General features: G+C 69.5%; 24 protein-coding genes and 1 tRNA gene. 13 read left to right on the forward strand and 12 right to left on the reverse strand.

Translation table 11 applies throughout. The features are described 5' to 3' along the window. The first annotated feature begins 1 nt into the window (after window position 1). From MFF01_RS10930 to MFF01_RS10940, 3 genes are read left to right on the forward strand one after another with little or no spacing between them, the layout of a single operon-like run. The gene (locus MFF01_RS10930) at window positions 2-874 is read left to right on the forward strand and encodes a fumarate hydratase (protein ID WP_238225182.1); all 873 of its coding nucleotides are present in this window, start codon (window positions 2-4) and stop codon (window positions 872-874) included. Between the two features lie 28 nt (window positions 875-902). Then, window positions 903-1,508: a fumarate hydratase C-terminal domain-containing protein gene (locus MFF01_RS10935; RefSeq protein ID WP_238225187.1), complete on the forward strand. Its 606-nt coding sequence runs from the start codon at window positions 903-905 to the stop codon at window positions 1,506-1,508. Then, window positions 1,508-3,238, forward strand: a complete 1,731-nt coding sequence (locus MFF01_RS10940; RefSeq protein WP_238225195.1) for an L-aspartate oxidase — start codon at window positions 1,508-1,510, stop codon at window positions 3,236-3,238. The genes MFF01_RS10935 and MFF01_RS10940 overlap by 1 nt, the downstream gene beginning before the upstream one ends. A gap of 168 nt (window positions 3,239-3,406) precedes the next feature. Here the strand turns inward: MFF01_RS10940 and MFF01_RS10945 are convergent, their stop codons facing one another. Further along, entirely contained in the window at window positions 3,407-4,150 is a 744-nt protein-coding gene (locus MFF01_RS10945) for a sulfite exporter TauE/SafE family protein (protein WP_238225197.1), read from the reverse strand. 286 nt (window positions 4,151-4,436) lie between these two features. Here MFF01_RS10945 and MFF01_RS10950 point away from each other — a divergent pair, with 286 nt between their 5' ends. From MFF01_RS10950 to sorB, 8 genes are all read left to right on the forward strand, one after another. Next, window positions 4,437-4,754 carry a UxaA family hydrolase gene (locus tag MFF01_RS10950; RefSeq protein ID WP_238225199.1) on the forward strand — a complete coding sequence of 106 codons (318 nt, stop codon included), beginning with the start codon at window positions 4,437-4,439 and terminating at the stop codon, window positions 4,752-4,754. Window positions 4,755-4,779: 25 nt separating this feature from the next. Continuing rightward, the gene (locus MFF01_RS10955; protein WP_373319729.1) at window positions 4,780-6,042 is read left to right on the forward strand and encodes a UxaA family hydrolase; all 1,263 of its coding nucleotides are present in this window, start codon (window positions 4,780-4,782) and stop codon (window positions 6,040-6,042) included. Window positions 6,043-6,202: 160 nt separating this feature from the next. Then, window positions 6,203-7,573 (forward strand): cation:dicarboxylate symporter family transporter, encoded by a 1,371-nt coding sequence (locus MFF01_RS10960; protein WP_238225201.1) that lies wholly within the window; start codon window positions 6,203-6,205, stop codon window positions 7,571-7,573. 34 nt (window positions 7,574-7,607) lie between these two features. Then, window positions 7,608-8,582 (forward strand): NAD(P)-dependent oxidoreductase, encoded by a 975-nt coding sequence (locus tag MFF01_RS10965; RefSeq protein ID WP_238225204.1) that lies wholly within the window; start codon window positions 7,608-7,610, stop codon window positions 8,580-8,582. Between the two features lie 5 nt (window positions 8,583-8,587). Then, complete coding sequence (locus tag MFF01_RS10970; RefSeq protein ID WP_238225206.1) at window positions 8,588-9,577, forward strand: Ldh family oxidoreductase; 990 nt, start codon at window positions 8,588-8,590, stop codon at window positions 9,575-9,577. A gap of 161 nt (window positions 9,578-9,738) precedes the next feature. Then, window positions 9,739-10,467: a GntR family transcriptional regulator gene (locus MFF01_RS10975; RefSeq protein WP_238225215.1), complete on the forward strand. Its 729-nt coding sequence runs from the start codon at window positions 9,739-9,741 to the stop codon at window positions 10,465-10,467. Between the two features lie 46 nt (window positions 10,468-10,513). After that, entirely contained in the window at window positions 10,514-11,737 is a 1,224-nt protein-coding gene (gene sorA, locus MFF01_RS10980) for a SorA family sulfite dehydrogenase catalytic subunit (RefSeq protein ID WP_238225217.1), read from the forward strand. An 11-nt stretch (window positions 11,738-11,748) separates the two neighbouring features. Next, the gene (gene sorB / locus MFF01_RS10985; RefSeq protein WP_238225220.1) at window positions 11,749-12,084 is read left to right on the forward strand and encodes a SorB family sulfite dehydrogenase c-type cytochrome subunit; all 336 of its coding nucleotides are present in this window, start codon (window positions 11,749-11,751) and stop codon (window positions 12,082-12,084) included. A gap of 62 nt (window positions 12,085-12,146) precedes the next feature. Here sorB and MFF01_RS10990 read toward each other — a convergent pair whose 3' ends face one another. Then, a complete protein-coding gene (locus tag MFF01_RS10990) occupies window positions 12,147-12,389 on the reverse strand; it encodes a hypothetical protein (RefSeq protein WP_238225229.1) in 243 nt (80 codons plus the stop codon). Window positions 12,390-12,523: 134 nt separating this feature from the next. On the opposite strand from MFF01_RS10990, the gene MFF01_RS10995 reads away from it, so the two are divergent. Together MFF01_RS10995 and MFF01_RS11000 are read left to right on the forward strand one after the other, a co-directional pair. Beyond that, window positions 12,524-13,606, forward strand: a complete 1,083-nt coding sequence (locus MFF01_RS10995; RefSeq protein WP_238225242.1) for a YeiH family protein — start codon at window positions 12,524-12,526, stop codon at window positions 13,604-13,606. 230 nt (window positions 13,607-13,836) lie between these two features. Next, window positions 13,837-14,679, forward strand: a complete 843-nt coding sequence (locus MFF01_RS11000) for a hypothetical protein (RefSeq protein ID WP_238225250.1) — start codon at window positions 13,837-13,839, stop codon at window positions 14,677-14,679. An 85-nt stretch (window positions 14,680-14,764) separates the two neighbouring features. Here MFF01_RS11000 and MFF01_RS11005 read toward each other — a convergent pair. The 10 genes from MFF01_RS11005 to MFF01_RS11050 form a co-directional block, all read right to left on the reverse strand. After that, window positions 14,765-14,841, reverse strand: a tRNA-Met gene (locus MFF01_RS11005). A gap of 122 nt (window positions 14,842-14,963) precedes the next feature. Next, on the reverse strand, window positions 14,964-16,205 hold the full coding sequence (gene trpB / locus MFF01_RS11010) for a tryptophan synthase subunit beta (RefSeq protein WP_238225252.1): 1,242 nt from the start codon (window positions 16,203-16,205) through the stop codon (window positions 14,964-14,966). 195 nt (window positions 16,206-16,400) lie between these two features. Further along, entirely contained in the window at window positions 16,401-17,048 is a 648-nt protein-coding gene (locus tag MFF01_RS11015; protein WP_238225255.1) for a phosphoribosylanthranilate isomerase, read from the reverse strand. Window positions 17,049-17,063: 15 nt separating this feature from the next. Then, window positions 17,064-17,438 carry a lipopolysaccharide assembly protein LapA domain-containing protein gene (locus MFF01_RS11020; RefSeq protein WP_238225257.1) on the reverse strand — a complete coding sequence of 125 codons (375 nt, stop codon included), beginning with the start codon at window positions 17,436-17,438 and terminating at the stop codon, window positions 17,064-17,066. 35 nt (window positions 17,439-17,473) lie between these two features. Continuing rightward, complete coding sequence (ihfB, locus tag MFF01_RS11025; RefSeq protein ID WP_238225259.1) at window positions 17,474-17,791, reverse strand: integration host factor subunit beta; 318 nt, start codon at window positions 17,789-17,791, stop codon at window positions 17,474-17,476. A 47-nt stretch (window positions 17,792-17,838) separates the two neighbouring features. Continuing rightward, window positions 17,839-18,825: a signal peptide peptidase SppA gene (gene sppA, locus MFF01_RS11030; protein WP_238225261.1), complete on the reverse strand. Its 987-nt coding sequence runs from the start codon at window positions 18,823-18,825 to the stop codon at window positions 17,839-17,841. A 379-nt stretch (window positions 18,826-19,204) separates the two neighbouring features. Next, window positions 19,205-20,935, reverse strand: a complete 1,731-nt coding sequence (gene rpsA, locus MFF01_RS11035; RefSeq protein ID WP_238225268.1) for a 30S ribosomal protein S1 — start codon at window positions 20,933-20,935, stop codon at window positions 19,205-19,207. 277 nt (window positions 20,936-21,212) lie between these two features. After that, a complete protein-coding gene (locus MFF01_RS11040) occupies window positions 21,213-21,767 on the reverse strand; it encodes a hypothetical protein (protein WP_238225270.1) in 555 nt (184 codons plus the stop codon). Between the two features lie 238 nt (window positions 21,768-22,005). Next, entirely contained in the window at window positions 22,006-22,719 is a 714-nt protein-coding gene (locus MFF01_RS11045; protein ID WP_238225280.1) for a DUF1013 domain-containing protein, read from the reverse strand. A gap of 244 nt (window positions 22,720-22,963) precedes the next feature. Beyond that, window positions 22,964-23,908, reverse strand: a complete 945-nt coding sequence (locus MFF01_RS11050) for a ribose-phosphate pyrophosphokinase (RefSeq protein ID WP_056097113.1) — start codon at window positions 23,906-23,908, stop codon at window positions 22,964-22,966. Window positions 23,909-24,045 lie beyond the last annotated feature (137 nt).

The following is a 24,045-nucleotide window of genomic DNA, read 5'->3' on the forward strand; positions in this document are numbered from 1 at the left end:
CATGGACCTCGACCTCACCGAAGTCGAAGCGGTGTGCAAGGACCTCTACGTCCGCGCCCTGAAGCTGCTGCCCCCCGACATCAAGGCGGGTTTCGCCGACCTCGCGCGCGCGGAGACCAGCGCCACCGGCCGGGCGATCCTCGGCACCATGGTCGAGAACATCGCGGTGGCCGAGCGCACCCGCAACATCCTGTGCCAGGACACCGGCATCCCGATCTACAACGTGGTGATCGGGCGGGGCGTCCGCGTCGAGGGCGCGGACCTGAAGGCCGCGATCCGGCGCGGCTGCGCGCGGGCCACCACCGAGCATTCCCTGCGCTCCTCCGTGGTCCACCCGATCACCCGCGTGAACGAGCAGACCTCGTGCGGCATCCGGGTGCCGATCATCCATGTCGATTTCGACGACCGGCCCGACACGCTCTCCATCGAGATGATCCCGAAGGGGTCGGGCTCGGAGAACGGCTCGTTCCTGCAGATGCTGCTGCCCTCCGACGGCATCAACGCGGTCAAGCGCTTCGTCATCGACCGGGTGATCGAGCTCGGCGGCCGCGTCTGCCCGCCGACCATCGTGGGCGTCGGCATCGGGGGCACATCGGACCTCTGCATGCACCTCGCCAAGGTGGCGGCGACCCGCAAGCTGCGCACCGCCTGTTCCGACCCGGAGGGCGCGCGGATCGAGGCCGAGCTGTCGCGCGCCGTCAACGAACTCGGCATCGGCCCACAGGGGCTCGGCGGCCGCTCCACGAGCTTCGCGGTCCATGTCGAGGTCGCCGCGACGCACATCACCCAGAACCCGGTGGCGGTGAACATCCAGTGCCATTCGGCCCGTCGCGCCAAGGCGACCTTCACCCCGGGCGGCATCGCCTTCGAGTGATCCATGCGGCGTCCGGGAGGGCAGAGCCATGCACCACGTTCTCGACATGCCGATCGACGCCGCGCAGGCCCGCGCCCTGCGGGTCGGCGACACCGTCACCCTGCGAAGGACCCTGTTCGGCATCCGCGACGCGACCCTGATCCACATGTTCGACCGGGCGCGCCGGACGCATCTCGCTCTAGCCGGCCACGCGGTCATCCACACCGCGCCCAACGTCCACCGCGTGCCGGTCTCGGCCGAGGCTCCCGTCGGCTACGCCCCGTTCTGCATCGGCACCACCACCTCCATGCGGATGGAGCGCTTCACCGACGCGCTGATGCGGCGGGAAGGCGTGCGCCTCATCGTCGGCAAGGGCGGCATGGGCCCCCAGACCCTCGCGGCCTTCGCCGAGCAGGGCGGCGCCTACCTCGCCATCGTCGGGGGCGCCGCCGCCCTGGAAACCACCTGGATCGAGCGGATCGACGACATCGACCTCGACGATCTCCATCCCGAGAGCCTGTGGAAGTTCGCGATCCGCGATTTCGGCCCCCTCCTCGTCGGCATGGATTCCCACGGCGGCTCGCTTTTCGCCGACGTCCAACGCGACGTCGCCGGCCGGCGCGACGCCGTCATCGCGAGCCTGGGAGCCGCCTGATGCGCGCCGTACCAATCACCGTCGAGACCGATATCCTCATCCTAGGGTCGGGGGGCGCCGGCCTGTTCGCGGCGCTGCACGCCAAGAAGGCCGCGCCCGACCTCGACGTCACCGTCGCGGTGAAGGGTCTGCTCGGCAAGTGCGGCTGCACCCGCATGGTCCAGGGCGGCTACAACGTCGCCCTCGCCCCAGGCGACTCGGTCGAGCGCCACTTCATGGACACGATCGAGGGCGGCAAGTGGCTCAACAACCAGGAGCTGGCCTGGACCCTGGTCACCGAGGCGCAGGTCCGCATCCGCGAACTCGAGACCGAACTCGGCTGCTTCTTCGACCGCAATCCCGACGGCAGCGTCCACCAGAAGGCCTTCGCCGGGCAGACCTTCGACCGCACCGTGCACAAGGGCGACCTCACCGGCATCGAGATCATCAACCGCCTGTCCGAGCAGGTCTGGCGCCGCGACGTCCGGCGCCTGGAGGACCACCGCGCCCTCGAGCTGATCCCGGCGGCCGACGGCTCCGGCCTCGCCGGGGTCCTGATGCTCGACATGCGCACCGGGGACCCCGTCCTCGTCCGCGCCCGGGCGACCCTGCTCGCCACGGGCGGCGGCCCGACCATGTACAAGTTCCACACGCCGTCCGGCGACAAGACCTGCGACGGCCTCGCCATGGCGCTTCGTGCCGGCCTGCCGTTGCGCGACATGGAGATGGTGCAGTTCCATCCCACCGGCCTGCTGGCGGGCGCGGGCACGCGCATGACCGGCACGGTGCTGGAGGAGGGTCTGCGGGGCGCGGGCGGTTACCTGCTCGACGCCTCCCGCGAGCGCTTCATGCATCACTACGATCCGCGCGCGGAGCGGGCGACCCGCGACGTCGTCAGCCGCTCGATCATGCGCCGCATCCGCGACGGCCATGCCACCCCGAACGGGGGCGTCTACATCCAGATGAGCCATCTCGGCCCCGAGGACGTACGGCGCAAGTTCAAGGGCATGGTCGAGCGCTGCGCCGATTGCGGCTTCGACCTCGCGGGCGGCCTCGTCGAGGTCATCCCGACCGCCCATTACATGATGGGCGGGGTCGAGTTCCGCCCCGGCTGCGGCACCGAGCTGCCGCGCCTCTACGCGGCGGGTGAGGATACCGGCGGGGTGCACGGCGCCAACCGCCTCGGCGGCAACGGTGTCGCCAACTCGACGGTGTTCGGCGGCCTCGCCGGCACGGCCATGGCCCGCGAGGTCCGGGGCGTGGGGGCTCTCGCCGAGCCCGACCCCCACGCGGTCGAGGCGGGGCTGGCCCGGGCCTACGGCCCCCTCGGACGCCCGGCGGGAGATCTCGGGGCGATCCGGGAAGCCCTCTACGCGACGATGTGGGACGATGTCGGCATCCTGCGCGACGCGGCCGGACTGGCGCGGGCCGGCGAGCGCCTCGACGCTCTGGCCGCCGCGGTGGCGCAGGCCGGCATCCCCGACGGCGACCGCCGCTACAACCTGACTTGGATGGACCGGCTCAACCTCGAGAACCTCGTCCTCGTCAGCCAGTCGATCCGCGCCGCGGCCCTGGCCCGCACCGACAGCCGGGGCGCGCATTTCCGGGAGGACTTCCCCGACGCCTCGGATCTCGCGACCTCGCACTACACCGTGGTGCGCCAGGGCGGGGACGGCCTCGACGTCGCCATGGAGCCCGTCGCCTTCACGCATGTGCGCCCCGGCGCCTCCCTGCTCGACGCGGCGGCCTGACCGCCCCCCGCGGGGCTCCACCCCAACGGAAGGTTCGCACGCGACGTTCCCGCGTTTCGTCGCCGTCATGGCGCGCCCGGAGACGATCCGTCGGCGCCCGGGACCGGCGGGAGCTGTTCCTCGCCGAGGTCCACGCCAAGCCGTGCCGCCGACCCCCCGCCCGGCACCTCAGCGCAGCAGGCCGGGGAGCGCCAGGGCGGTTGTGGTGAAGCCGATGGCCGCGAGCAGCGCCAGGACGACGGAGCGGAAGCGGCGCTGGTCGATACGCGAGAACAGCGACAGCCCGGCCAGTACGCTGACGAGAACGATGGGCAGCCCCAGGGCGAGGTCGGCCATCAGTTCGGGCGGGAACGGATTGAACAGCGCCAGGATCGCCAGGGACCAGACCTGCAGGACCAGGGTGAAGCTCTGGTAGACCGCCCGTTGCATGCGCGGCTCCCAGCCGCGCACGAGGCTCCAGGCGGTGGGCAGCGCGCCCGACAGCCCGGCGATGCCCCCGAGGATGCCGCCGAGGAAGCCCACGGCGCCGTCGCTCCAGGCGTTGCCGAACGAGATCCGGTAGTCGCTGCGCAGCCGCGCCACCACGGCGCTGTAGAGGATCAGGAAGATCCCGATCAGCACCTTCACCACCTCGGGATTGAGATCCTTGAGGAGATGGATCCCGATCGGCGCCCCGAGGAGACCGGGGCCGATCATCGCCAGGGCCGTCGCGCGCGGCGGCAGGGTCCGCAGCCGCATCACCGACAGGACCTGCGAGAGGATGCTGCAGGTCAGCACCAGGGCCGTCGCCTCGATGGGCGCCCGGATCGACAGCAGGGTGCCGGAGGCCACCAGCGCGAAGGCGAAGCCCGTCAGCCCGGAGATGAGGCCGGCACAGCTCAGGCACAGGACGATCTGAAGGGTTTCGCTCAACGTGCGTCTCGGTCTTCGGGCGGATCGGCGGGGGCAGGATCGCGCCGACAGGCCGGGATCCATCGCCGATCGCTTTGTCTTATATAAGATTCATGACTGGGCAAGCGCCTTGGCACGCCCAACCAGGCGCCCGGCGCCCTTTCTGCGAAAAACCGAACGGATGCATCTGGAACCCAAGCCTTCGTGCTTTCCGGTACGAACCGCAATTGACTGTGGAAATTATGATGTCTTATACAAGACTAAGTCGCCGCAAAGAGCCGACGGCTTCACCAAGGAGGATCCCGGAATGAGCAGCCACGCCGGATCGGGTGGGGGGCGGACGAAGCCGCACCTTCTCGCCCACAGCCCGCTGGACAACGTCGCCGTCGCCGTCATCGAGGGCCTGAAGGCCGACACCGATGCGTTCGGCGTCATCACCGAGGACGATTCGACCTTCGCGGTGAACGTCCGCCACGACATCCCCATCGGCCACAAGGTCGCCCTCACCGACCTGAAGGCCGGCGATACGGCCATTAAGTACGGCCAGGATATCGGCAAGATCATCAAGGACGTCGCCAAGGGCGAGCATGTCCACGTCCAGAACCTCAAGACGAAGCGCTGGTGAGGTCGCGATGCCCGGAGAGTCCATCATGAACGCCCCCGAGACCACCTCCCCCTTCGTCGGCGGAGCCCCCGACCAGTTCGCCACCTCGGCGCTGGGCTCCAGCCGCGCCTCCGTGGACACCAAGGCCGCCACCTTCATGGGCTGGCGCCGCGAGAACGGTCGCGTCGGCGTGCGCAACCACGTCGTCCTCCTGCCCCTGGACGACCTCTCGAACGCCTCCTGCGAGGCGGTCGCCAACAACGTGAAGGGCACGATGGCCCTGCCCCACGCCTACGGCCGGCTGCAGTTCGGCGAGGATCTCGAACTCCACTTCCGCACCCTGATCGGCATCGGCTCCAACCCGAACGTCGCGGCCGTGGTGGTCATCGGCATCGAGGACCAGTGGACCAACCGGATCGTCGAGGGCATCGCCAAGACCGGCAAGCCCGTGGTCGGGTTCGGCATCGAGGGGTACGGCGACATCGCCACCATCGCCAAGGCCAGCTACCAGGCCAAGCGCTTCGTGCAATGGGCGACCGAGCTGCCCCGCGAGGAATGCCCGATCTCGGACCTGTGGATCTCGACGAAGTGCGGCGAGTCCGACACCACCACGGGCCTGTCCTCCTGCCCCACCGTGGGCAACCTCTACGACAAGCTGATCCCGCAGGGGATCTACGGCGTGTTCGGCGAGACCTCGGAGATCACCGGTGCCGAGCACCTCTGCCGGGAGCGCGCGGCGACGCCCGAGATCGGCGACAAGTGGTTTTCCATGTGGAAGTCCTACCAGGACGACGTCATCGAGGCGCACAAGACCGACGACCTCTCGGATTCCCAGCCGACCAAAGGCAACATCCTCGGGGGCCTGAGCACCATCGAGGAGAAGGCGCTCGGTAATCTCGAGAAGATCGGCCACGATTGCCGCTACATCGACGCGTTGCAGCCGGCCGAGGCGCCCGCCAAGGGACCGGGCCTGTACTACATGGACACCTCGTCGGCGGCGGCCGAATGCATTACCCTGATGGCGGCGGCGGGCTACGTGGTCCATACCTTCCCCACCGGGCAGGGCAACGTCATCGGCAACCCGATCGTCCCGGTGATTAAGATCACCGGCAACCCGCGCACGGTGCGCACCATGGGCGAACACATCGACGTCGACGTCTCGGGCGTACTCACCCGCGAGATGACCATCCCGCAGGCGGGCGACGCCCTGATCGACATGGTGGTGCGCACCGCGAATGGCCGGCTCACGGCCGCCGAATCCCTCGGCCACCGCGAGTTCGTCATGACGAAACTGTACCGGAGCGCCTAACCGGCGACTTCTCCCGCCGCGTTCCGGCCTGGGACGCGGCGTCTCACCCCGACGCCATCGGGGTTTCGCGAAGGCGGAAACTTCGCCGAGGCGGACACTTCCAGGGGATGAAGACCGCGTAGGCGGCGCATCCCGTTCGAAGCGCGCGTGAGGAACGCCCATGAGAGTTCTGCGATCGATCTACGGCCAGGTCCTGATCGGAATCGCCCTCGGCATCGTCGTGGGCGTGCTCTTTCCCGAGTTCGCCGTCGGCCTGAAGATCCTCGGCGACATGTTCGTCAACCTGATCAAGATGGTCGTCGGTCCGGTGATCTTCTGCACGGTGGTGGTCGGCATCGCCCATGTCGGCGATATGAAGAGCGTCGGCCGCATGGGCCTGAAGACGCTGGTCTATTTCGAGGTGTCGACGACGGTGGCGCTGGCCGCCGGCCTCCTCTTCGTCAACCTCCTGCGGCCCGGCGACGGCATCAACGCCTCCATCGAGAGCCTCGACGCCAAGAGCGTGTCCGCCATCGCCGGCAAGGCCCACGCCCAGAGCGTGATGGAGATCATCGCCAACATCATCCCGCACAGCGCCGTCGACGCCTTCGCCAAGGGCGACCTCCTCCAGGTGATGTTCTTCTCCGTGCTGGTCGGGATGGGGCTGGCCGCCATGGGGCCGAAGGGGCAATTCCCCCTCAAGGTGATCCATGCCTTCGGCGATATCCTGATGAAGGTCGTGGGCATCATCATGCGCTTCGCCCCCATCGGGGCATTCGGCGCCATGGCCTTCACCATCGGCAAGTTCGGGCTCGGCATCCTCGCCCAGTACGGGATGCTGATCCTGTCGCTCTACCTGACCTTCTTCGTGTTCATCGTGCTGTTCCTCGGCGGCGTGATGCGGTTCTATGTGGGCCTGAGCCTATGGAAGCTGTTCCTCTACGTCCGCGAGGAAATGTTCATTCTCCTCGGCACAACCAGCACCGAATCGGTCCTGCCGCGCCTGATGGCCAAGCTCGGCGGGCTCTCCGTGGAGAAGGGCGTGACCGGCCTCGTGATGCCGGCGGGCCTGTCGTTCAACATGGACGGGTCGTGCATCTACCTCACCATGGCGATCGGCTTCATCGCCCAGGCGCTCAACATCCCGCTCACCTGGGAGCAGGAGCTCGGGCTCCTCGCCATCGCCCTCGTGACCTCGAAGGGGGTGGCCGGCGTCGCTGGGGCGATCCTGTTCGTGCTCGCTGCGACGCTCCAGGCGTCGCAGCTCCTCCCCGTCGCCGGCATCGCGCTGATCATCGGCGTCGACCGCATCCTCAACGAGCTGCGCTGCATCACCAACGCCATCGGCAATATGGTGGCGACCCTGGTGATCGCCCGCTGGGAGGGCAAGATCGACCTCGCCCATGCCCGCGCCGTCCTCGACGGGCGCATCCAGCCCGACCTCGACTCCCTCGACGAGCCGGATGAGGCGATCGAGGGCACGCCCGCCCCCATCGCCGCCCCGAGCCCGGCCCGCCACCGGGCGCTGCCCGCCGTGATCCCGGCCACCTGACGGATCGCGTTCCCCAAACCGGAGCCCCAGGGCCATGCCGACATCCCACGCCCCGACGGGCCGCCCACCGAAAGTGGTGATCGCCGAATTCATGGACGAGGCCGCCATTGCGGCCGAGCTCGGCGGCTTCACGACGCTCTACGACCCGGCCCTCGTCGACCGGCCGGACGACCTCCGGGCGGCGCTGGCCGACGCCGACGCCCTCGTGGTCCGGAACCGCACCCAGGTGAACGCGGCGCTCCTCGCCGCCGCGCCCGATCTCAAGGCGGTCGGGCGCCTCGGCGTCGGCCTCGACAACATCGACCTCGCGGCCTGCCGGGAGCGCGGCATCGCTGTCTACCCCGCCACCGGCGCCAACGACGTCGCGGTGGCCGAGTACGTGATCGGCACCGCGATGCTGCTCCTGCGCGGGGCCTACGGTGCCACCGCCGCCGTGGCGGCCGGGTCCTGGCCGCGCAACGCGCTGATGGGCCGGGAGATCTCGGGCAAGCGCCTCGGCCTCGTCGGGTTCGGCGCCATCGCCCGCGAGACCGCCCACCGCGCCCTCGCCCTCGGGATGCGGGTCTCGGCCCACGACCCCTTCGTGCCGGCCGACGATCCGGCCTGGCGGATGGGCGGCGGCACGGTCGCGCGGGCGCCGGACCGCGTCGCCCTCATCGCCGACAGCGACGTCCTGTCCCTACACGTACCGCTGACGCCCGAGACCCGGGAGATGATCGATGCGTCCGTCATCGCCCGGATGCCGGCCGGGGCGATCCTCATCAACGCCGCCCGGGGCGAGGTGGTGGACGCCGCTGCCGTCGTCGACGCCCTGCGCTCCGGGCATCTCGGCGGGGCCGCCCTCGATGTGTTCGCGAAAGAACCCCTCGATGCCGCGGCGGGCGCCCCGTTCCGCGATCTGCCCAACCTCATCCTGACGCCGCATATCGCCGGGGTGACGCAGGAATCCAACGTGCGCGTCTCCCGCGTCACGGCGCAGGCCGTGCGCCGCCACCTCTCCGAGGGCTGAAAGCCATGCCGACCCTGAGCCTCGCCGCCGCCCACACCCTCGTCACCGACGCCCTGGTCCGCTGCGGAACGCTGGCGCCCGCGGCCCACAGCGTCGCCCGCGCCCTCGTCGGGGCCGAAGCCGATGGGCTGAAGGGACACGGGCTCTCGCGGGTGGCCTCCTATGCGGCCCAGGTCCGGGCCGGCAAGGTGGTGGGCGATGCCGCGATCGCGGTGACGCGGCCCCGGCCCGGTCTGCTGGCCGTCGACGCCGCCCACGGCTTCGCCTACCCGGCCCTCGACGCCGTGCTGGAGCAGCTTCCGGCCCTGGTCCGGGAGCAGGGCGTCGCAGCGGCCGGCATCCGGCGCTCGCACCATTGTGGCGCCGCCGGCCGGCCCGTGGAGGCCCTGGCCGAGGCCGGGCTCGTGGCGATCCTGCTCGCCAACACACCCGCCGCCATGGCGCCCTGGGGCGGGTCGCGGGCGGTGTTCGGGACGAACCCCCTCGCCTTCGCCTGCCCCCTGCCGGGCCGCGCCCCCATCGTCGTCGACCTGTCCCTCTCGAAGGTGGCGCGTGGCGCGATCATGGCCGCCCGCCAGCGCGGCGAGGCCATTCCGGAGGGCTGGGCCCTCGACGCCGCCGGGCAGCCGACGACCGATGCCGGCGCGGCCCTCAAGGGCACCATGGTGCCGCTCGGCGACGCGAAGGGTACGGCGCTGGCCCTGATGGTGGAGCTCCTCGCCGCCGGCCTGACCGGCGGGCGGTTCGCCGGGGAGGCCAGCTCGTTCCTCGACGCCGAGGGCGATCCGCCGGGCACCGGGCAGCTCGTCATCGCCCTCGCGGCCGATGCGTTCGGGCCCGGGGCCCTGGCGCGGTTCGGGGAACTCGCCGGCTCCATCGAGGCGCAGGACGGGGCGCGGCTGCCCGGTGCCCGCCGCCTCGCGCTGCGGGCCCGGGCCGAGGCCGAGGGGCTCAGCGTCCCGGACGCCCTCGTGGCCGAGATCGAGGCGCTGTGACCATGAAAGCCGCGATCCCGGGCGGGATCCGCTTCCGACCCCCGGCTCTGCGCATCGACCGATTGCCCGGAGCTGGGCTCGGGCTTAACGAAGGGCGGGACACCGTGCTGGGAAACCTCTCCTTTCCTCCTCCCACGCCCGGGGAGCAGCGGCGCACCGACATGGAACGCACGGGTAGCAATGCGGTGGGCTTCCGCCCCCTCTATCGACAGGTCTACGACACGCTCCTGCGCCGCCTCGCCGACGCGGTCTGGCAGCCGGGCCAGATCCTGCCCAGCGAGGGCGTGCTCGCGGCCGAGCTCGGCGTCAGCCAGGGCACGGTGCGCAAGGCCCTCGATGCCCTGACCGCCGACAGCCTGCTGGTGCGCCGGCAGGGGCGCGGCACCTTCGTGGCCGAGCACGACGACAAGCAGAGTGTCTTCCGCTTCTTCAAGCTGCGTCCCGACGGGGCGGTCGCCGGCACCCCGACGAGCCGCGTCGTCTCTGCCACGGAGGCCGCCGCCACCCTCGACGAGCGCGACCGCCTCGCCCTTCTGCGCAACGCGCGGGTGGTGCGGATGGAGCGGGTGCGCGCCCTCGACGGCCGGCCCTGTCTCGTCGAGACGATCGCCGTCCCGGCGACCCTGTTTCCCGGCCTCGCGGCCATGGAACTCCCGAACACGCTCTACAGCCTCTACGCCACCCGGTTCGGCATCACGATCGCCACCGCGCACGAGCGCCTGAAGGCGATCGCGCTGCCCGCTGACAAGGCCGAGCTGCTGGGCAGGCCCGCCGGAACGCCGGTCCTCGAAGTCGACCGCGTCGCCGTCGATCTCGAGGACCGGCCGGTGGAGTGGCGCCTGTCGACCTGCCTGACCGAGGACATCCACTACGCCTCCGTGCTGCGGTGACCGCGCGGACGGGGCGGGCGACGCGGCCGGTCGAGGAGATGCCGGAATGCCAGACACCGATCGCAGAACCCTCCTCCGCCAGGCCGGGGCCGGCCTGATCGCCGCCACCGGCGCGGCCCTTGCGCCCTGGTCCAGCCGGGCGGCCCGGGCCGGCGAGGCCGTCACCCTTCCGTTCGGCAACGGCGAGCGCCCCCTCGTAGCGTATCCGGGCAAGCGTCCCCTCCTGCAGATGACCGCGCGGCCGCCGCAGCTGGAAACGCCGTTCTCCGTTTTCGACGAAGGGGTCATCACCCCGAACGACGCCTTCTTCGTGCGCTATCACCTCGCCGATATCCCGACCGTCGTCGATCCAGAGGCTTTCCGCCTGACGGTTTCGGGGCATGTCGGAGCGCCGGTCGCCCTGTCGCTCGCCGAACTGAAGGCGATGCCCGCTTCCGAGATCGTCGCGGTCAATCAATGCTCGGGCAATTCGCGCGGCTTCGTCGAGCCCCGCGTCGCGGGCGGCCAGCTCGCCAACGGCGCCATGGGCAATGCCCGCTGGACCGGCGTGCCCCTGAAGGCCGTGCTGGAGCGGGCCGGCGTGAAGGCCGGGGCCGTGCAGGTGGCCTTCGAGGGCCTCGACGGCCCTGTCCTTCCGGCTACCCCGGACTTCGCCAAGGCGCTCGGCCTCGATCACGCCCGCGACGGCGAGGTGATGCTGGCCTGGGCCATGAACGGGGAGGATCTGCCCTGGCTCAACGGCTATCCCTTACGCCTCGTGGTCCCGGGCTTCTACGGCACTTATTGGGTCAAGCACCTCAACGCGATCACCGTGCTGGACAAGCCCTACGAGGGCTTCTGGATGACCTCGGCCTATCGCATTCCGGACAACCCCTGCGCCTGCGTTGAACCCGGCCAGGCCCCCAAGACCACCGTGCCGATCAACCGCTTCTCGATCCGCTCCTTCGTTACCAATCTCGCCGACGGGGCCGCGATCCCGGCCGGGCGGACGGCCCTGCGCGGCATCGCCTTCGACGGCGGCTCGGGCATCCGGGCGGTGGCGGTCTCCACCGATGACGGGCACAGCTGGACCGAGGCGCAGCTCGGCGCCGATCTCGGCCGCTACGCCTTCCGGCCCTGGACCCTGTCGGTCGATCTCCCCGCCGGCCCGCATGCCCTGCGGGTCCGGGCGACGGGCAACGACGGCGCGACCCAGCCGATGGAGCCGCGCTGGAACCCGCCGGGCTACATGCGCAACGTCGTCGAGAGCGTCCGGGTGCAGGCGGCATGAGGAGGATCACGATGCGGACAGCCGGAATCCCGTTTGGCGTCGTCGCGGCCGCCCTCGCGGGGGCCGGCCTCCTGGCGGGTCGCCCCGCCCAAGCCGAACCGCGGCGTTACGATCTGCCGGAGCCGACGGCCCAACTGCGTCCCGCGCCCGGCCACGAGGCCGGCCTGTCGGCGGCGGAGGCCAATTGCCAAGCCTGCCACTCCGTCGACTACATCGCGATGCAGCCGCCCGGAAAGGGCGCGGCCTTCTGGACCAGCGAGGTGACGAAGATGCGCAAGGTCTATCACGCGCCGATCAGTGAGGCGGACGGCAAGGCCATCGCCGATTATCTTGCGGCGGCGTACTGAGCGTCATGTCCAATATCGGGCACCGCGACGGGCGGCGCCGGGACACTCTGAAGGCGGGGGTCTTACAGGATGGCGGTGATGAAGGCGGCGACCTGCGCATGAGCGTTCGCGACCATCTGCGACACCGGCTCGTCGGCCAGATAGACGCGGCTCGCCGTCAGGGTCGCGGCGATCAGCCAGAAGCCGATCACGGCGACGTTGCGCGCCCGACGGTCGCCCGCATTGGTGGCGTCCTGGCACACGATCTCGACGGGTTCGCCGAAGGGATCGTAGGCCATCGCCGGGCTGCTGGAACGCTTGCTCATGAGCGTGAATGTCGCGCTTCGACCCTCCCCGATCAATGGATGGGTTTTGCGAAGATTTCCTCCGAGCGAGAGCGTTGTTCTCCCGTACGCGCTTGGGGTGGAAGTTCCTTCCGATTGCCTCGCGGAAAGGCCGCATGAGCGTCAAGAGCATCACGACGGCCCCCTCCGGAGCGGGCCCTGGGGCCGCCAGCGGCCGGATCACCTCGCTCGTGCCCGGCCTCCTCGTCTGTCTCGTCCTCACGGCGGCGGCGCTGGGCGTCCAGGCCCTGGAGGAGCGGGCCACGGGCCATCCCTACGTCGAGGCCCTCGTCATCGCGATCCTGCTCGGGATCGCGCTGCGCACCCTGTGGAGCCCCGGCGAGCGCTTCCGGGCCGGGATCGCGTTCTCGGCCAAGCAGGTGCTGGAGCTCGCCGTCACGCTCCTCGGCGCCTCGATCAGCCTCGGCGCCATCGTGGCCTCCGGGACGAGCCTCCTCGTCGGCATCGTCGCCACGGTGGCGCTGGCGATCGTGGCCAGCTACGCCATCTGCCGGGGGCTCGGCCTGCCGCCCCGCATGGCGATCCTGGTCGCCTGCGGCAACGCCATCTGCGGCAACTCCGCCATCGCCGCCGTGGCGCCGGTGATCGGGGCCGACAGCAAGGACGTGGTCGCCGCCATCGCCTTCACGGCGGTGCTCGGCGTGCTGATGGTGCTGGGCCTGCCCCTTTTCATTCCCCTCGTCGGCCTGTCCGAGCACCAGTACGGCACGCTGGCGGGCCTGACCGTCTACGCGGTGCCGCAGGTGCTCGCCGCCACGGTGCCGGTCGGCATCCTGGCGACCCAGGTCGGCACCCTGGTCAAGCTCGTGCGCGTCCTGATGCTCGGGCCCGTCGTGGTCGCGTTCTCGTTCATCGCCCCGTACCTGCCGGCGGATGGCGGCTCGGCCAAGGCCCGGCCCGGTCGCCTCGGCTTCTTCAAGATCGTGCCCTGGTTCATCCTCGGCTTCCTGGCGCTGGCGACCCTGCGCTCGGCCGGGCTCGTCCCGGAGGCGGCCTCCCAGCCGGTGACGCGCCTGGCGAGCCTCCTCACCGTGGTGTCGATGGCGGCCCTGGGCCTGGGCGTCGACGTGCGGGTGCTGGCCCGGGTCGGCGGCCGGGTCACCCTGGCGGTGACGGGCTCTCTCGTCGTTCTTCTCGTCGTCAGCCTGTCCCTGATCTGGGCCCTGAAGATCGCCTGATCCTTTTTTGCTTCCCCGAGGGCGTGAAGTTCTTGTCGTCTGCTACGCCGTTTCATGGGCGTCGGGCGGCGCCCGCCCCTCTTTTCCAGGGAGCGCCGAGCTTTCGTGACGTCATGCTGTGGTGATTCCGTGCGGGCGAGGACTATGATCCGCGGACACCACCTTCCGGGCCTCGCTCGACCGCGCCGGTGGACGGGTCAGGGCGGCATTCCGTCGCCGGAAGGACAGCCATGACGCGCATCGCCACCCTCACGGGCCTCGTCCTTTTTCTGGCCCTTCCCGCCGCGCCCGCGCTCGCCACGGGCGAGATCCTGTTCGAGAAGGCCAAGGGCTGGGACATCGAGCGTCCCGCCCCGAGCGCCAAGGCCCAGACCTGCATGATGAGCAAGTCGTACAAGGACCCGGCCGACGACAACGCGGAAAACGCTCTGATCTTCGCGCTCGCGGGCGACCAGGCGCTCATGACCTTCGTCTACGAGCACTGGACCTGGGACAAGGACGAGAAGATCCGCGTGCCCTTCCTGCTGGACAAGCGCGTCGTCATCGCCAAGTCCACCTGGACGGGGGATGGGAAGGTACTCAGCACGGTCCTCCCGGACAGCATCGTGCCGAACATGCTCGCCGCCAAGAAGATGGTCCTGAAGCTCGACGGGGCGGATGCCGATTTCGACCTGGCCGGCTTCCCGGAAGCCTACGAGAGCTTGCGCCGCTGCGACGTGACGCCTGCCAAGGCGGCCCCGGCCGCCCCGCAGCCCTCGGAGACGCGCATCAAGGCGTTCTTCCTCGGTGCGATGTTCGAGGCCGCGATGAAGGAATGCGACGTTCCCACCACGGGCAAGCAGCGCACGGCCTTCGGGGAGAAACTCGGGGTCCTACGCAAGGAGATGGGCCCCCTCGAGGCCGAACTCCAGGCAGGCGTCGACAAGCGTTCCGAACCCCGCTGCCCGCCCACGCAGGACGCCCCGAAGCTGCAGCGGAGCGTCCAGGACTTCATCGACAAGACACCGGAGGATTTCATGGTGGCGGTGGAGACCCGCGCCGCGGAGGCCGAGAAGGCGGAGCCCAAGCCCTGATCCCACGGACCACGCGGGATATCGCCCCGGAACGAAAAAGCCCCGGCATCCTGGCCGGGGCTTTGCTTCACGTCACTGAATTCGATGGTAGCGAGGGAGAGATTTGAACTCCCGACACAAGGATTATGATTCCTCTGCTCTAACCAACTGAGCTACCCCGCCCTATCGCCGCCACTGCGAAGATTGCGCTGCGGCGGCGAGATCGGCGGAATAGGAAATCCGCCTGGCGGTGTCAACGGGGTTTTCGCGGAGGGAGACCGAACTCACTCCCGGGCACCCGTCGCTCAGAGGCGTGTGCCGAGAATCTCGGCCACCTGCGGGATGTCTTTGTCGCCGCGACCCGAGAGGTTGAGCACCATCAGGTGGTCGTCCGGCTTCTGGGGGGCGATTTCCAGTATCTTGGACAGGGCGTGGGCGGGCTCCAGGGCCGGAATGATCCCTTCCAGCAGGGAGCACAGCTTGAACGCCTCCAGGGTCTCCGTATCCGTCGCCGAGAGGTAGGTGACGCGCTTGGCTTCGTGCAGCCAGGCGTGTTCGGGGCCGATGCCGGGGTAATCGAGGCCCGCCGAGATCGAGTGCGCGTCGGCGATCTGGCCGTCAGCGTCCTGCAGGAGGTAGGTGCGGTTGCCGTGGAGCACGCCCGGCTTGCCGCCCGACAGGGAGGCCGCGTGCAGGCCCGAAGCGATGCCGTGGCCGGCGGCCTCGACCCCGTAGATCTCGACGCTGGAATCGTCGAGGAACGGGTGGAACAGGCCCATGGCGTTGGAACCGCCACCAATGCAGGCGATGAGCGAATCCGGCAGGCGCCCTTCCATCGCCAGCATCTGTTCCTTCGTCTCGCGGCCGATGATCGACTGGAAGTCGCGCACCATGGCCGGGTACGGGTGCGGGCCCGCCACCGTGCCGATGCAGTAGAACGTGTCGGCGACGTTGGTGACCCAGTCGCGCAGGGCCTCGTTCATGGCGTCCTTGAGGGTCTTGGTCCCGGATTCGACCGGGATCACCTCGGCGCCGAGCATCTTCATGCGGAACACGTTGGGCGCCTGGCGCGCCACGTCCACGGCGCCCATGTAGACCACGCATTTGAGACCGAAGCGGGCGCAGAGGGTGGCGGTCGCCACGCCGTGCTGGCCGGCGCCCGTCTCGGCGATGATACGCGGCTTGCCCATGCGGCGGGCGAGCATGATCTGGCCCAGCACGTTGTTCACCTTGTGCGAACCCGTGTGGTTCAACTCCTCGCGCTTGAAGAACACGCGGGCGCCGTGGCCCGGCGCCGCCTTGGCGCGCAGGTACTCCGTCAGGCGCTCGGCCTCGTAGAGCGGGCTCGGCCGACCGACATAGTGGGTCAGGTGGCTGTCCATCTCGGCCTGGAAGGCCGGATCGGCCTTGGCGGCCTCGTAGGCCGCCTCGAGGTCGAGGATCAGCGGCATCAGGGTCTCGGCCACGAAGCGTCCGCCGAAGATACCGAAGCGGCCGCGGGCATCCGGGCCGTTACGGAACGAGTTCGGAGGGGGAGCGAGGGTCACGGGCGGCGTCCTTGGATGATCGGGCGGGCCGCCCGGGATCGGGCAGCCGGAAGAGGGTTCGGAGGGACCGACCGCCTCGGAAAGCGGGATCGGCCCGGCCGTTCGCCTGCGGCGAAACACCCGTCTGATCTAGACCCGCTCGTCGGGAGCGACAATGCGGCCAACCCGCCGCCGCGTGAAATCGTCAGGCGGCCGTCATTGGCCGGCCCGCGCCGCGGCGACGAAGGCGGCGATCCGGTGGGGATCCTTCGCACCGGGGCTGCTCTCGACGCCGGACGACACGTCGACGGCGCGAAGGCCGGTGCGGGCGAGGGCCGCTCCGACGTTCTCCGGGGTGAGTCCCCCCGAGAGCAGGGTCGCGTCCGGCAGATCGGCCCCGGCGAGGAGGTCCCAGTCGAAGGCGTGTCCGTTGCCACCGGGCAGGGCCGCGCCGGGGGGCGCCTTGGCGTCGAGGAGGAGGCGGTCGGCGACGGCCGCGTAGGCCGGGAGGACCGCGAGATCGGGCCGTGTCGCGATGCCGAGCGCCTTCATCACAGGACGCCCGGCGAGGCTGCGGATGGCGGCGACCCGTTCGGGCGTCTCGCGCCCGTGCAGCTGGATCCAGTCGGGATCAGTGGCGGCGATCACCGCCGCCAGGAGGGCGTCGTCGGGATCGACGAGGAGGAGAACGCGCTGCGCCCTCCCCCGGGCCAGGGCCGACAGATCGCGCGCCGTATCGAGATCGACATGACGCGGGCTTTTGGGGAAATGCACGAAGCCGACGAGATCGGCTCCCGCGTCGAGGGCCGCCGCGAGGGTCGGCCCGGTGCTCAGTCCGCAGATCTTGACGGCGACGGCGGACATGGGTGCAGCCCGGGTTCAGCGCGGCGCCGGCAGGGCGACGCGGTCGGAGGCGTTCCGGTAGATGCCGTTCGGGCCCTCGTTGGCCGGCGGGGGCGCATAGGCCTTCAGCCGGGCGGTCTCGCCTTCGAGGCGGCGGATCTCACGGCGGCGCTCGGCGCTGGTGCGGCGGGTGCCGGACTGGCCGAGCCACGCGCCGCATCCGCCGAGCAATACGCCGAGACCCACGGCGATGAACAGGAGGGCGTAGAGCGGCAGGGTCACGCTGAGGACCGGCATGTCGGGCGAGAACGGATCGAACGACAGGCGTACGGCCTCCCGATTCGCCACCGCCAGGGCGACGACGATCACCGCGATGGGAAGCAGGACCAAACCCTTGAAGAAGCGGATCATCGAAGCACTCCGAGTCGTCTCTATCGTCTGTCGGCTCAAGAGGCGGCGGCGGCCGCCTCCTCCGCGCCGATGCCGGCCTCGTTGAGGCGCAGGCGCATCTCCTTGCCGGTCTTGAACACCGGAATGGCCTTCTCGGAAACGGCAACGGCCGCACCCGTGCGCGGGTTGCGTCCGCGCCGCGCATCCCGACGCTTCACCGAGAAGGCGCCGAACCCACGCAACTCCACCCGGTCGCCCCGAGCGAGGGCATCGGCGATGGTGTCGAGGATGGCGTTGACCAGGGTCTCGACGTCGCGCTGGTAGAGGTGGGGGTTCTGCTCGGCGATCTTGAGCACGAGCTCCGACTTGATCATGCTGCAGCCTTCATGACGTCATGAACGGTTTTCGCACGGGATGCGCCTCACCGGGCGGCGTCGGCCGAACCGGGGCGCCAGACGGCGAGGAGGCCGCCCTCGGCCGCGTGTGCCGTCTCGTCGCCCAGCTGGCGTAGGCGGGCGGCGAGGCCGTCGAGGCCCACGAGGTCGGCCCCGAGGCCGAGGGCCGACCAGAGCTGGAAGCCGCTTCGGGCCTTCGGCTTCCAGTCGAGCACCGGCAGATTCTTGGCGACGCCGCGCTCGGTTTCGAGCCAGGCGATGGCTTGGCGCTCACCGCCGACGCCGTCGACGAGCTTGAGGGGGACGCTCTGGCGGCCGCTGAACACGCGCCCGTCGGACACGGTGGCGAGTTCCCTGTCGGTCATCTTGCGGCGCTCGGAGACGAGGCCCTTGAACCAGGCATAGGTGTCGCCGACCACGGCGGCGAGGGCCGCGCGGGCCTCCGGCGAGGTCGGGGTGAAGCCCGATGGCTCGGCCTTGAGAGGCGAGGATTTCACCGCTTCGACCTTCACCCCGACCTTGTCGAGGAGGCCGGAGACGTCGGGATACTGGAACAGCACGCCGATGGAGCCGACGAGGGCGGTCTCGCGCGCAACGATGTGGTCGGCGGCGATGGCGGCGATGTAGGCGCCGGACGCGGCGGTGCCGTCGACGAAGGCCACCATCGGCTTCTTCTCGGCCAGAGCCCGCAGGTTGCGGTAGAGTTCCTCCGAGCCCGTGGTGGTGCCGCCCGGCGACGAGATCGAGACCACCACGCCCTGAACGGCGTTCGCCTCGCGCACGCGCTCGATGAGCTTCGTGGTGGACTCGGCGCCGGCGATGAAGCCGCCGATGGAGATGCGCGCGATCTGCGGCTTGACCGCCCCGAAGCCGAGGGGCTCGGTGCCGCTGCGGACCCGCAGGCCGACGGCGCCGACGGCGAGGACGAGGCCGCCGATGCCCACCACCCGCCACAGGGAGAGCTTGCGGCGCAGGCGCCGGCGATCGATCAGGAGTTCGGCGTCAGCGGCCATGCGATGGTTCGCTCCCTCGCGCACCGACCGTTCCCGGCCGTGATGGATTGCCCGGGCTGGCGGCGCCCGGCTTCGACGCGGCGTGAAGCCGGATCCAAGGTCCCGCACCATCCGTCGCCGGATGGCCTCAAGCCCTTGCCCCGCCTCGCATCCTCGGCGTGGGTGTTCTAGCCTTGCCCGCCACGGACCGGCAAGGGGGCACGACGGCGGCGGGGCAGCAGAATTCCCAAGTCTTCACATCGGGATACGACAGTCCCGGGAACCGTTTCCAGCCGTCAGACGCGAAAACGCCCGCGCGAGGCTCGATCCTGGCGCGGGCGTCTTCAGATCAGGGCTCCGGGATTCATCGAAAAATCCCGGAGGTCTTGCGCTTGGACACTTAGTCCTGAGCGTCGTCCTTGTCGTCGCTGGTGCGGGCCTTCTTGAAGGCCGCGCCCAGGATCTCACCCAGCGAGGCGCCGGAATCGGCGGAGCCGAACTGAGCCATCGCCTCTTTCTCCTCGGCCATTTCGAGGGCCTTGATGGAGAGCTGGACCCGGCGCGCCTTGCGGTCGAACTGGATCACGCGGGCATCGAACTTCTCGCCGGCGGCGAAACGCTCGGGGCGCTGGTCGCCACGGTCGCGGGCGAGTTCGGCCCGGCGGATGAAGGTGGTGAGGTCGGTGTCGACGATCTTCACGTCGACGCCCGAATCCTTCACTTCCGTCACTTCGCAGGTCACGATCTGACCCTTCTTGAGCTCACCGGCTTCCGTGAAGGGGTCGCCGCCGAGCTGCTTCACGCCGAGGGAGATGCGCTCCTTCTCGACATCGACGTCGAGAACCTGGGCGCGCAGCATGTCGCCCTTCTTGAACTCCTCGATGACCTGCTCGCCGGGACGGTTCCAGTCGAGATCCGACAGGTGGACCATGCCGTCGACATCGCCGTCGAGGCCAATGAACAGGCCGAACTCGGTCTTGTTCTTGACCTCGCCCTCGACCTCGGAGCCGACCGGATGCTGCTCGGCGAAGGCCTCCCAGGGGTTCTGGAGGGTCTGCTTGAGGCCGAGCGAGATGCGGCGCTTGACCGGATCGACCTCGAGGATCTGCACTTCCACTTCCTGGGAGGTGGAGACGATCTTGCCCGGATGGACGTTCTTCTTCGTCCAGGACATCTCGGAGACGTGGATCAGGCCCTCGATCCCCGGCTCCAGCTCCACGAAGGCGCCGTAGTCGGTGATGTTGGTGACGCGGCCCTTCAGCTTGGCGTCGACGGGGTAACGCTGGGCGATGCCCTCCCACGGATCGGCGAGCAGCTGCTTGATGCCGAGCGAGATGCGGTGGGTCTCGTGATTGATCTTGATGATCTTGACCTTGACCGTCTGGCCGATGGTCACGACCTCGGACGGATGGTTCACGCGGCGCCATGCCATGTCGGTGACGTGGAGCAGGCCGTCGATACCGCCGAGGTCGACGAAGGCGCCGTACTCGGTGATGTTCTTGACGACGCCGTCGATAACCTGACCCTCTTCGAGGTTGGCCACGAGCTCGGAACGCTGCTCGGCGCGGCTCTCCTCGAGGACGGTGCGGCGCGACACGACGATGTTGCCGCGGCGGCGATCCATTTTGAGGATCTGGAACGGCTGGGGCGTGCCGAGCAGGGGCGTGACGTCGCGCACGGGGCGGATGTCGACCTGCGAGCGCGGCAGGAACGCCACGGCGCCGTCGAGGTCGACGGTGTAGCCGCCCTTGACTTGGTTGAAGATCGCGCCGGTGACGCGCTCGTTGGCCTCGAAGGCCTTCTCGAGCTTGACCCAGCTCTCCTCACGGCGCGCCTTGTCGCGCGAGATGACGGCCTCGCCCAGCGCATTCTCGATGCGGTCGACATAGACCTCGACCTCGTCGCCGACGGCGAGTTCGCCTTCGCGGCCGGGGCCGTTGAATTCCTTGAGGGCGACACGGCCTTCCGTCTTGGCGCCGATGTCGATGACGGCGACGTCCTTCTCGATCGCGACGACGCGACCCTTGACGACGGAGCCTTCGGTGATCTCGTGCTGGAGGAAGGACTCCTCGAGCAGGGCCGCGAAATCGTCGCGGCTCGGGTTACGCTGCAGGGCGCTACCAGCGGTCATTCTGTCTCCTGACAGGCCTCATCGGAGGCCGGCGTCGGCGGTTCGTGTGACGGGGCACCCCCGGCGATCGCCGCCCACGATCCCTGCGAGGACCTGATGGGCTCACCCCCCGAGGAGGGCCGACGCATTCTGGAGCGATGGTCGAGGGCCATTCTCCAACGGGGCGGAGCCGGGAACAGGCCCGCGCTGCGTCGATTCCGATTCGAGAACGGCGTTTGCTTACCGGATTGCGCCGTTCCCGGCAAGATGGTGCCTGCGGCCGGGGAGCCGCGGCGGATCACCCCGGAGCCCGGCCGGATCGCCCGGTGTTGCGTAGCCAGATGGCGGAGGCCACCGCCAGGGGTTCGAGGGGCAGCACCACCGGCCCGTGCCGCTTGCCCAGCAACTCGATGCCGGTGAACCGGATTTCGCGGATCGTGAGCCAGGCACCGAACGGAAAGGTGGCGTCGGTTCCCTGCCGGGGACCGAAGCGGTCCTCGAACGCCAGGGGATCGACCATGATCTGATCGTAGCGCGACAGGTGGTCCGTCATGGAAACCTTGGTGCGGAACAGCAGCCGGTCGCGGTGGAACGAGGAAAAGCACGGTTCGAACTCGGTCAGCGTCACCCAGAGCTTGCCGCCGATGCGCAGATAGGGTGGGTTCGGGCCGTCGCCCCCGAAATTCGCCGAGCTCCAGCCGGCCTCCGCCATGAGGGATTCGGCCAGCGTCACGGGCTCGGTGGCCAAGGCACCGCCGACCGGTCCGAGATCGTCCGCTGGGAGGTCCGAGACCGAAACCTCCCGCGGATCCGATGCCGGTCCCGTCTCCTGTCCGGTGCCCTGCACGGTCATCGTCGTCCCTGGAGAATGCGCCCTCGTCGGCCGAGGGGAGGCAATATTACGCATTTTCTCCGGGTTTGCGACCGGGGATCGGAAGGATCTCCCATTATGTCGCCACTTGGCGACGCCCCGGGGGCGAGACGGCGCCCCGGGGCCCCAAGACGACCGAGTGCTCGCAAAGGAAAATCCGCGCCGGGGCTCCGGCGCGGATCGGATGGTCTCGGGAGATACGGGTGTCGCGCCGCGAGGATCAGTCCTCGTCGTCGTCCGCATCTGTGTTGCGCATGCCCTTGAGCTTGGCGAACACCGAATCGGCGTTAAGCTTCTCGTCGCGCACGCTGCGATGATGCTCGTCGGTCTCGGTGTAGTCCGTGGCCGTGGAGATTTCGGTGGGCAGCAGGGTGGCGCCGCCATCCGTGGGGAGCGTGGCGGGCCGGTCCTTGGCCGAGCGCTGAACCTCGAAGTCGAGGTCGATCTGCGTGCACAGGCCCAGCGTCACCGGGTCCATGGGCTGGAGCGAGGCGGAGTTCCAGTGGGTGCGCTCGCGGATCTGCTGGATCGTCGACTTGGTGGTGCCGACGAGGCGGATCACCTGCGCGTCCTTGAGTTCCGGATGGTTGCGCAGGAGCCAGAGGATGGCGTTGGGCCGGTCCTGGCGGCGCGACAGCGGCGTGTAGCGCGGCCCCTTGGTGGTGCGCTTGACCTCGGGCAGCTTCACCTTCGAGACGGCGACCTTGAGCTTGTAGTTCGGCACCCGCTGCGCCCGCTCGATCTCGTCGCGGGTGAGCTGGCCCGTGGTGATGGGGTCGAGACCCTTGATGCCGGCCGCGACCTCGCCGTCGGCGATGCCCTTCACCTCGAGGGGATGGAGCTTGCAGAACTCGGCGATCTGCTCGAAGGCCAGGGAGGTGTTCTCCACCAGCCAGACGGCGGTGGCCTTCGGCATCAACGGGCCTTGAGTCATCGGGCAACTCCAACGGTTGGGGCGGGACGGGCGTCGGGGCGCCGCCGACGTGGCGCCGCTCGCTCCGGCCTGGGACTGGCCGGCAGCATCCCGTCTCAACGCTGCAATAGGGGAGTTGCGTCTATACAGCTTGCGATGGGGAATGCGCAATTGCGATCGCGCGCATCATCCCTCGTTGCCCGGCGGCCCGTCGCCGAACCGCCGTCGCTCCGTCGAACCGCCGAGCGCCCCCGGGGCGCTGTCCTCAGGTGAACAGGCTCGACACGCTCGATTCCGTCGCCGTCCGGCCGATGGCCTCGCCCAGCAGCGGCGCGATGGTGGCGACGCGGATGTTGCGAGCGAGCTTGACGGCCTGGGTCGGCTGGATCGAATCGGTGATGACGAGTTCCTTCATCCGCGAGGCTGCGATGCGCGACACCGCGCCGCCCGAGAGCACACCGTGGGTGATGTAGGCCGACACGTCCTTGGCCCCGGCATTGAGCAGGGCTTCGGCCGCGTTCACCAGGGTGCCGCCGGAATCGACGATGTCGTCGACGAGGATGCAGGAACGGCCCTCGACCTCGCCGATGATGTTCATGACTTCCGACTCGCCGGGGCGCTCGCGGCGCTTGTCGACGATGGCGAGGGTGGCGTCGATGCGCTTGGCGATGGCGCGGGCGCGGACCACGCCGCCGACATCCGGCGACACCACCATCCAGTCCTTGGGATCGAGGCGTTCCTTGATGTCGCGCACCTTCACGGGGGCGGCGAACAGGTTGTCGGTGGGAATGTCGAAGAAGCCCTGGATCTGGCCGGCATGGAGATCGAGGGTCATCACCCGGTCGGCACCGGCCTCGGTGATGAGGTTGGCCACGAGCTTGGCCGAGATCGGGGTGCGCCCCGAGGTGCGCCGGTCCTGGCGGGCATAGCCGAAATACGGGATCACGGCGGTGATGCGCCGGGCCGAGGAGCGCCGCGCCGCATCGATCATGATGAGCAGTTCCATCAGGTGATCGTTGGCGGGAAACGACGTTGACTGGACGATGAACACGTCCTCGCCGCGGACGTTCTCCTGCAGCTCGACGAAGATTTCCATGTCGGCGAAGCGCCGGACCATGCATTTCGCCAGCGGCAATTCGAGATACGCCGCGATGGCCTCGGCGAGGGGGCGGCTGGCATTGCCGGCGATGATCTTGATCGAGGACTTCATGCCGGGGTTTTCTTCTCGCGATCCTCGGCCCGCCGAACCCTCAACCAAGTTGTTGAAACCGGGAGCCGTTTTCGGATTGGGTCCATATCAGCGCACGGGGGGGCGTCACAATGCCTGCACGCAGTCTGCCCCTGCAC

Origin of the sequence: Methylobacterium adhaesivum, assembly GCF_022179065.1 — a bacterium.
In the GTDB taxonomy this organism is placed as follows: Bacteria; Pseudomonadota; Alphaproteobacteria; order Rhizobiales; family Beijerinckiaceae; genus Methylobacterium; species Methylobacterium adhaesivum.